Origin of the sequence: Sulfitobacter sp., assembly GCF_036961165.1 — a bacterium.
In the GTDB taxonomy this organism is placed as follows: Bacteria; Pseudomonadota; Alphaproteobacteria; order Rhodobacterales; family Rhodobacteraceae; genus Sulfitobacter.
Genome location: NZ_JBALVJ010000110.1, coordinates 1 through 8,154, shown reverse-complemented (window position 1 = coordinate 8,154; position 8,154 = coordinate 1). Strand labels below are relative to the sequence as shown.

Annotated in this window: 6 protein-coding genes and 1 pseudogene; 2 read left to right on the top strand and 5 right to left on the bottom strand. The window is 57.5% G+C overall.

What is annotated here, in order from left to right:
- Positions 1 to 323: 323 nt before the first annotated feature.
- The 5 genes and pseudogenes from V7730_RS21045 to V7730_RS21025 all read right to left on the bottom strand — a co-directional run bounded on the left by V7730_RS21045 (position 324) and on the right by V7730_RS21025 (position 6,462).
- Positions 324 to 2,231, bottom strand: coding sequence for a potassium transporter Kup (locus V7730_RS21045; protein ID WP_335749520.1), 1,908 nt, complete (start codon positions 2,229 to 2,231; stop codon positions 324 to 326).
- Positions 2,232 to 2,242: 11 nt separating this feature from the next.
- Positions 2,243 to 2,871: pseudogene (locus V7730_RS21040) on the bottom strand (exopolysaccharide biosynthesis protein).
- Complete coding sequence (locus V7730_RS21035) at positions 2,868 to 3,878, bottom strand: TerC family protein (RefSeq protein ID WP_335749518.1); 1,011 nt, start codon at positions 3,876 to 3,878, stop codon at positions 2,868 to 2,870. The pseudogene V7730_RS21040 and the gene V7730_RS21035 overlap by 4 nt, the downstream one beginning before the upstream one ends.
- Positions 3,879 to 4,171: 293 nt before the next feature.
- A complete protein-coding gene (locus tag V7730_RS21030; protein WP_335749517.1) occupies positions 4,172 to 5,449 on the bottom strand; it encodes a hemolysin family protein in 1,278 nt (425 codons plus the stop codon).
- An 86-nt stretch (positions 5,450 to 5,535) separates the two neighbouring features.
- The gene (locus V7730_RS21025) at positions 5,536 to 6,462 is read right to left on the bottom strand and encodes a DUF6635 family protein (protein WP_335749516.1); all 927 of its coding nucleotides are present in this window, start codon (positions 6,460 to 6,462) and stop codon (positions 5,536 to 5,538) included.
- Between the two features lie 250 nt (positions 6,463 to 6,712).
- Between V7730_RS21025 and V7730_RS21020 the strand changes: the two genes are divergently transcribed.
- A complete protein-coding gene (locus tag V7730_RS21020) occupies positions 6,713 to 7,633 on the top strand; it encodes a calcium/sodium antiporter (protein WP_335749515.1) in 921 nt (306 codons plus the stop codon).
- Positions 7,630 to 7,986 (top strand): hypothetical protein, encoded by a 357-nt coding sequence (locus tag V7730_RS21015; protein WP_335749514.1) that lies wholly within the window; start codon positions 7,630 to 7,632, stop codon positions 7,984 to 7,986. The genes V7730_RS21020 and V7730_RS21015 overlap by 4 nt, the downstream gene beginning before the upstream one ends.
- Positions 7,987 to 8,154: the final 168 nt, after the last annotated feature.

Genomic DNA, 8,154 nt, shown 5'->3' with positions numbered 1-8,154 from the left:
CCGCAGAGCGTTTCAATGCATGTGTTGCGTCGATCAGTTGAGACCGCCGGACAAACCGGACTTGTGCAAATGCAGCTAATGCGAGCGCAGAAAGCCCTCGCATTAGCTGCGGCACCCTTTCCGCAGTGCAGCGACAATCGCCGAAGCGGTCATGCAACAAGGCTGTTCGTCGCGGATTGCGGACTAATCGTTCACTGTGGTCTGTCCCAACGATCGACACGCTGACTTTGCTTCCACTGGATACTTCATAGCCGATGCCAGGTTTCGTTGCGTTAAATTCCTACGATGGACATGCAATTTGACTCTCGGTTACGGTGAGACCGCTACACTGCCACCTGAGAACCTAATTCGACGACCCGGTCACGCGGCAAATGGTAAAAATCAGACGGATCGGCCGCCAAGCGCAACATGAAGATGTAGAGGTAATCTTGCCAAATCGGCATCCCAATGTCGGCTTTGGCGACAAGCTTGCGGCGACCAAGGAAGAAAGTGGTTTTCATGCCTTCGAACTTCAGGCCCTGCTTACGGCAAGACCCCAACGCGCGGTTGATGTTCGGCGTTTCCATGAAGCCGAAGCGCAAGGTGATCCGTTCGAAACGGTCGCTGAGACGTTCGATGACAGCGCGTTCGTTCTCGGGTACGCGCGGCACATCACGTGTCTCGACGGTCAAAACAATGATATGCTCATGCAGGACATGGTTGTGTTTGAGGTTGTGCAAGAGCGCCGGTGGCGTGGCGGCAACATCGCTGGTCAGAAATATGGCTGCTCCGGGGGCCCGAAGAGCTGAGCTTTTTTCGATTCTTGGAATGAAATCGACCAAGGGCACGGACAGTTTACTGGACTGCTCAAATAGTTGCTGCGTGCCGCGCGCCCAAGTCCACATCATGATCACCAGCGTTGCACCCAGCATAAGCGGGACGTAACCCCCGTCCGAAACTTTCGCCAGATTGGCAGTAAGGAATGCGGCCTCGATCAACAAGATTGGGGCAAGTACCACTATGGCGGCGAACTTTGGCAGGCCCCAGACACGGTGTAGCATGAGGTAAGCGAGCGCCGTCGTGATGACCATCGTGCCGCTCACGGCAATTCCGTATGCCGCAGCCAATGCCGTAGAAGTCTCGAACTCCAGAACCAGGATGACGACACCGACGAGCAACAGAGCGTTGATGACAGGCAGGAAGATCTGGCCCGTCTCGGTGGTTGAGGTGTGACGGATCATGAGGCGGGGGAGTAGCCCAAGCTGTATTGCTTGGCGGGTCATCGAAAATGCGCCCGTAATGACTGCCTGGCTTGCGATCACTGTCGCAATTGTGGCTAAAATTACCAAACCTGGCAGCGCCCAAGAGGGCACCATCAGAAAAAACGGATCAGACACTGCTGAAGGCGTCTGCAGGACCAGCGCACCTTGCCCCAAGTAATTGAGCACGAGGGCTGGAAAGACGAGTGCGAACCAGGCAATCTGTATCGGTTTGCGGCCAAAGTGTCCAAGGTCGGCATAAAGCGCTTCAGCGCCTGTAACGGCCAAGAATACTGCCCCCAATACGATAAATGCTACTTTTCCGTGCTCAATCATAAAGGACATCGCAAAACGGGGATCAAAGGCCCACAGGACACTTGGATTTCCTACAATCTGTGCGACACCTGCGGCCCCCATGACCAGAAACCAGATTGCCGTGATCGGGCCGAACCACCGGGCAAGCGGGCCGGTCCCACGGCTTTGCACCATGAACAGCGATACGAGAATGCCGATAGCTATTGGGATCACGTAAGGCTCAAACAAGGGAGTGACGAGCTTCAGGCCCTCGACAGCGGAAAGAACGGATATCGCCGGCGTGATGATCGCATCCCCGAAAAACAGGGCCGCACCCGACACGCCCAGAACGAAGGTCACTCCAGTTTTTTTGGGTTTCTTTTGGACGAGTGCCACGAGTGACAAGATTCCGCCTTCGCCATGGTTATCCGCGCGCAGAAGAAACAGCACGTATTTCAGGGTCACGATCAGGATCAGCGCCCAGATTAACAGGGAAACGACGCCAAGGACCTCGGGTTTGGTCAAGCCGTCTTCTGCGGCGGGGCGCAGCGCCTCGCGAAACGCATAGAGCGGGCTTGTGCCGATGTCGCCGTAAACGATACCAACTGCTCCGAGCGTCAAGGCCGCGATCCGTTTGGGGCGGTGGGTGTCGCCGTCGTGGCCTTGCAGCGCTGCTTGGGCTTCATTCTTCGATGGCATCACTTGAGTCCTTAAAAAAAGCTCAGCATTGCGAAAGTGCCTGCGGCGAATATGGCAAAGACGATCGCAGTTGAAACCAGACTGGCAACCACGCAGCCTGCAAGCCACAAGCCATCATGTTCACCCAGACCAAGCGCCAAAGTGATCACCGCCACGGCGGGCAAAGAATTGGCAAAAGGGATGGGAGGAACATGTAAATGGCCATCACGAGACTGGTGAGTCCGACGATCCTTTCTGCCACGACGCGTGAAAACGGCCAATAACGGGGCCGCGCCATGCGCTCTACCCATTCGATCCAAGGAACGGCGTGGGTAACAGCCCGGGTGAACGCGCCGTGCTCTATCGAACGTTCGTTCAGCACCTTAGGCAACCAGACCGCAGGCCGCCCAAGGACAAGTTGAAACGCGATGAAGATAAGCGGCAATCCAGTAATGACCGACGATCCCGGCACGAAGAAGAACACGTTTGGCAGCGCGAACAGGATCATCAGGGGCACGAAACTTCGTTCCCCCAGTGCGATGATCAGATCGCCAAGCGAAATGCGCTTGCCCGTGCCCTGATCGAGTTCCCGCAGGACGTCCGACAGCTTCTTTGCGGGTGCGCCTTTGCCAAGGGGCAGTCCGGAGGACAAAGTGTTCATTCGGCTTTGACCTCGGCAAAGGGGTTAGAAGCAGAACCATCAGCCGTGGCGCGGGTGCGCCACAAGTACACGACAATGCCGCCAATCAGAATGGTCAACGTGATCCCCAATGAAATCGAAGCAGGCACTTTTTCGAGCCCCAGAACCTCGGCGGTAATGACCTTAGCGCCGATGAAGATCAGAACAAGCGACAATGCTGTCGGAAGGTAGGTAAAGCGATGGATCATGGCAGACAAAGCAAAATAGAGCGCCCTAAGACCGAGGATGGCAAAGATGTTCGATGTGTAGATGATGTAGGGATCCTGCGTGATCGCAAAAATCGCTGGGATCGAGTCGACGGCGAAAATCACATCGGCCAGTTCGACCATCACAAGCGCCAGAAAGAGAGGCGTCACATACAGTGCCACCTTGCCGGTTTTGGCGTGCGGCACGCGGACAAAGAAGCGCTCGCCGTGCAGATTTTTGGTCACTCGGAACTTGGCCCGCATGAACCGAAGCAAGGGATTGGCCGCGACGTCGTATTCGCCGCCACCTGACATCAGCATCTTGATCCCGGTAAAGATCAGGAACGCTGCGAAAACCAGAAGCACCCAGTCAAAGCGTGCGATCACCACAGCCCCAAGGCCGATCATGATGCCGCGCAAGATGACGACACCGATGATTCCATAGACCAGCACCCGGTGCTGATAGGCGCGCGGCACTCCGAAATATCCAAAGATCATCGCGATGACGAAGATGTTGTCCAGTGCGAGGCTTTTCTCGACAACAAAGCCGGTCAGATACTGAAGTGCAGACACATCGCCCAGAAAGTACCAGACCCAGAGTGAGAACAGCACGCCGATGCTGATGTAGAAGGCTGACAGCATCAGGCTTTCGCGTACCCCGATTTTGTGGGATTTGCGTTGCAAAACGCCAAGGTCAAAGACCAGAAGTGCCAGAACGAGCACCAGAAAACCAATCCAGCTCCAGACTGGTTTTCCCAGGAAATCGACGAAAAGAAGGTCCATGTTGCCAAAACTCCGAAAAAGACGGTTGACGGGTACTCGCAAGGTTCATTCACCCACGTGCCGCAGCTTCAGGAGCAAACCTGGGCCCAGCGTGATCGAAGTGTAATGAAGTGAATTCGCGAACAAGACCTGCCCGGATAATCTATTTTTCTGATCTGGACTTGATTTTTCATTGCCGCCGCATGAACAGGCCAATCCTGATGTAACGAGCGATAAACCGCCGATCTCTTTCGACTATTGCAATGCTGGTGATGAATGTCCGGTCGCACGGCCGCTTGCCGCCGCCTTGTATCTTAGCCCACGCGCGTCACCAGAAGCTTGTCTATGCGGCGGCCATCCAGGTCGATGACTTCAATCGACCAGTTTTGCAAATCAAGGCGTTCCGCGACTTCTGGAAGCCTGCCGATTTTTTCAAGGACAAAACCGGCTGCCGTCTCGTAATCACGATCATCCTCAAGCTCCAGTGACAGCAGATCGGCGAATTCGTCCACGGGCATCCATCCTGCGACAAGGTACGATCCATCTGCACGTGTGACAATTTTTGGCTCGTCCGTATCGCTGTCAGGAAAGTCGCCGGTTATGGCCTCCAGAACGTCCATCGGCGTGACGATACCTTCGAAGTGGCCATATTTGTCATAGACGAGAACCATATGCGCGGGTGCCGTGCGCAACCGGTCGATGACCTCCAGCGCACTTTGTCCACCCTGGACGACCGGCGCTTCGCGCAGCAGGGCGCGCAGATCGAACGGCTCGCTCATCAGGGCGGGGACCAGAATGTCACGTGTCATCAGTACACCGATGATGTCGTCGGCATCGCCGTCCTGCACCGGCAGTCTGGACCGGCTCATTTCGCGAAGCTGTTTGAGGATCTGCGCCTTGGTGCTGGATGCGTCGAGCGTTTCGACCTCGTGGCGCGGTGTCATCAGGCCGCGCGCGGTGCGGTCGGCCACGCGCATGACGCCCGCGATCATTCCGCTTTCGGCTCGGTTCATGGCCCCGGTGCTTTCGGCCTCGGCGATGATCAGGCGCACTTCCTCATCGCTCACCTTGCGTAACTGGGCGCCGGACTGACCGAGCAGACGCAATACCAGATTGCCGGACCGATCAAGCACCCAGATCAGCGGTGCCGCGACGCGTGCGATAAGCCCCATCATCGGGGCCATGCGGGCGGCGACCTGTTCAGGCGCACGCAAGGCGATTTGTTTGGGAACAAGTTCGCCCACGATCAGCGACAGATAGGTGATCGCTACAACCACGGACACCACACCAACAGGTTGAGCAAAGTTTGCCGCCAAACCAGCCTCAATTAGCGATGTGGATAAACGCCCGCCAAGCGTCACACCGGAGAAAGCGCCCGCCAGCACACCCACCAGCGTGATCCCGATCTGAACACTGGACAGGAACCGGCCGGGGTCCTTGGCAAGCGTGATGGCTATCGCGGCACCCCTGCTGCCCTTGTCGACCATCAGCATCAACCGAGCGGGGCGGGCAGACACGATGGCGAGCTCGGACATCGCCAGAACGCCATTGATCAACGTGAGCAGAATGACGACTGCAATTTCTAAGACCATTTTCTCCAACTTTTACTGGATAGTTCCGGAATCCATTTCACAGGTTTTGTGTCAAATACCACGATACGGGACCAAGCGGCAGCGCGCTAATTCCGAAACAGCCGAAATGCGCTGCCGACGACATCCCAAAGATTGAGCAGCCGTGCGTAGTAGTGTTCGCGTACGGCGAAGGGCTTTTCGCCGAGGCCACAAAGCTCCACCTCGAGCGTGTCAATGAGGCGCAAAAGACGACTGCTGTGAATGCCAAGACGGCTCTGGACCAGATCAGCCAGCACACCTGCAAACGCGGCAAAGACCGACCAAATCATGACAAGGATCGCCACACTTGCGGCGACAAACAGTGGCGATGCGTCAGTGGGGAACATGCCGTACCATAGGCCTCCGATGGTCTGCCCCATCGGAAACTCCGCAATCGCCGTGGATAGTGCCACAGCGTTTGCAACGCCGGGTGCCATCGAGATCATGCCAGGGGTCAGAGCCTGGAACACAATCGCGCCCACGGCCAGCGTGACCAGACCTGTGCTCATCTCTGCCACCGCCGACCTTGTTCCTGCATAGTCACTAAGCGCGTCCGCAATCCTCTGACCGAGAACTTCCGCCTCGGCCGCGCTTCTGCGGATCAGTTCGCGAAACTGGGGGGCCGCAAGAACGGCGCGCGACATAGGCAGGTCCAGAAAGTCAGTCGCAACCAGAAACTCTACCCGATGCGAAACCGCTGTGGGCAGCAGGATGCGCCGCGCCCCAAGCCAGTTGGCGGTTGCAGGCAGCCTGATCCGCCGACACACAATGGCGGCGATCCGGGTCAGGACAAGGACCGGAGACAGCATTACGTTGATCGGCGCGCGCAGGACATCCCAGCCGAACGCTGCGCTGTGAAGATGCAATGTCCCGGGCCAGGTAAAGTGGTGTTCGACAAACCGGTCGACCTTGGCCCGTTGGTCAGCAAAATATGCCTGGCCAATCGGCAGGCCGGTGTCGTCGCCTTTTGACGCGGCATTAAATGATGAGATCATGGCGGTAATCCACCATCTCCATTGTTTCTGCGCTGGCGCGCATTTCTTTTGGCAGGTACGAATAACGTTCTCCCGCCGTGGGATCCAAGACTACAGATCATGCCTCCACAGCTTTCCTTCAAGGTTTGCTGCCAAGGCATTTTCTGCTATTTTTCGGTTCGCAAATTTTCTTTGCACGGCCCTTGCAAGCTCCCCGCTTCATTCACAACTTACCGCGAAGGGCAGACCACTTGCCCCTTGGGGCACCGCTTTGGATTATCTCTACTTGTTTATCGGACTGATTGGTCTGTTCTTCGGAGGCGAGGCATTGGTGCGGGGCAGTGTCGGCATCGCCCGGCGCATGGCGATCCCCCCGCTGCTGATCGGCCTGACCGTGGTGGGCTTCGGCACATCTACGCCTGAACTTCTGGTTTCGGTCGACGCAGCCTGGCGCGGCGTTCCCGATATCGCATTGGGCAACATCATTGGGTCCAACATCGCCAACATCCTGCTGATCGTCGGCCTTTCGGCGCTGGTCTGGCCGATCAAGGTAATGGGCGCGACCCTGCGGCGCGACACGGCCGTCATGATGGCGGCGGCACTTTTACTGGTCCCGGTCTTCGTCTTGGGCCAAATAACCCGCCTGTCCGGACTGGTTCTGTTCGGCGGATTGGTGGCCTATCTTGTCTGGGCCTACCTGAAGCCGGGTGAGGCCGAAGCCGAGGACGAAAGCCTGAAACCGCCAGCATCAACGCTTGTGTCGGTGCTCTGGATCGTTGGCGGGCTTGTCGCGTTGATGGTCGGCGCGCGGTTCCTGGTAGACGGGGCTGTGTCGATCGCGCGCGGATACGGCATATCGGAGGCGTTCATTGGCCTGACCATTGTCGCCATCGGAACGTCCCTGCCAGAACTGGCCACATCGCTGATCGCGGCCTTCCGCCGCCAGTCCGAAATTGCCATCGGCAATATCATCGGGTCGAACATCTTCAACGTTCTGGGCATTCTCGGCGTCACCGCCCTGATCGCACCGATCCCGGTCTCGTCGCGGTTCCTGACCTTCGACCTTCCGGTGATGATTGCTGTGTCGCTGGTGCTGACCGGGCTTCTGCTCACCCGTCCGGTGATCGGACGCGGCATTGGGGTCGTGATGCTGGCGGGATATGCCGCCTATGTCTGGGCTGCGCAGGGATGACAAAGGGGCGTGGCCAAGCCGCAAGGGGGATGGCCGCGATTGTGTCGCGGCTTTTCCTTGTGCTGGCGGTTGCGCTTTTTGGGGCGCATGATGTCGGCGCGGAACGAACTACCACGCGCAATGGCCTTGTCGCGTCAGTTGAGACCGCATTTTCTCCGGTCATCCTGACAGAGCAGAGCAATCTGATCCGCGCGTCAGTGCCCAAGGGTGACAAGCCGCAAGCCACCGCGCCCGCACCAAAAATCTCCAAGCCACGACAAACGCTGGCGCGCGTGTCGTGGCAATATGTGGCATCCGTTTCTACTCCTGCAATCATTATCCTTCCGCCAGTCCGGGGACCGCCTGCGGTCTGACATCCCGACGTCAAACCGAACACTCAGGCACCAAAGGATACTGAAAATGCGCCAACCAGCAGGGGTCGTGATGACCTATGCCGTCCTTCTGCTTCTGGCAGTTGTGACGGCCGTCCCGAACTTTCTTTCCAAAGACATACGCGACAGGCTGCCGCCTTGGGCAACCAG

Coding starts and splice junctions, on each gene's coding strand:
- V7730_RS21045 (WP_335749520.1), bottom strand. CDS start 2,231: ATGCCATCGAAGAATGAAGCCCAAGCAGCGCTGCAAGGCCACGACGGC.
- V7730_RS21035 (WP_335749518.1), bottom strand. CDS start 3,878: ATGGACCTTCTTTTCGTCGATTTCCTGGGAAAACCAGTCTGGAGCTGG.
- V7730_RS21030 (WP_335749517.1), bottom strand. CDS start 5,449: ATGGTCTTAGAAATTGCAGTCGTCATTCTGCTCACGTTGATCAATGGC.
- V7730_RS21025 (WP_335749516.1), bottom strand. CDS start 6,462: ATGATCTCATCATTTAATGCCGCGTCAAAAGGCGACGACACCGGCCTG.
- V7730_RS21015 (WP_335749514.1), top strand. CDS start 7,630: ATGACAAAGGGGCGTGGCCAAGCCGCAAGGGGGATGGCCGCGATTGTG.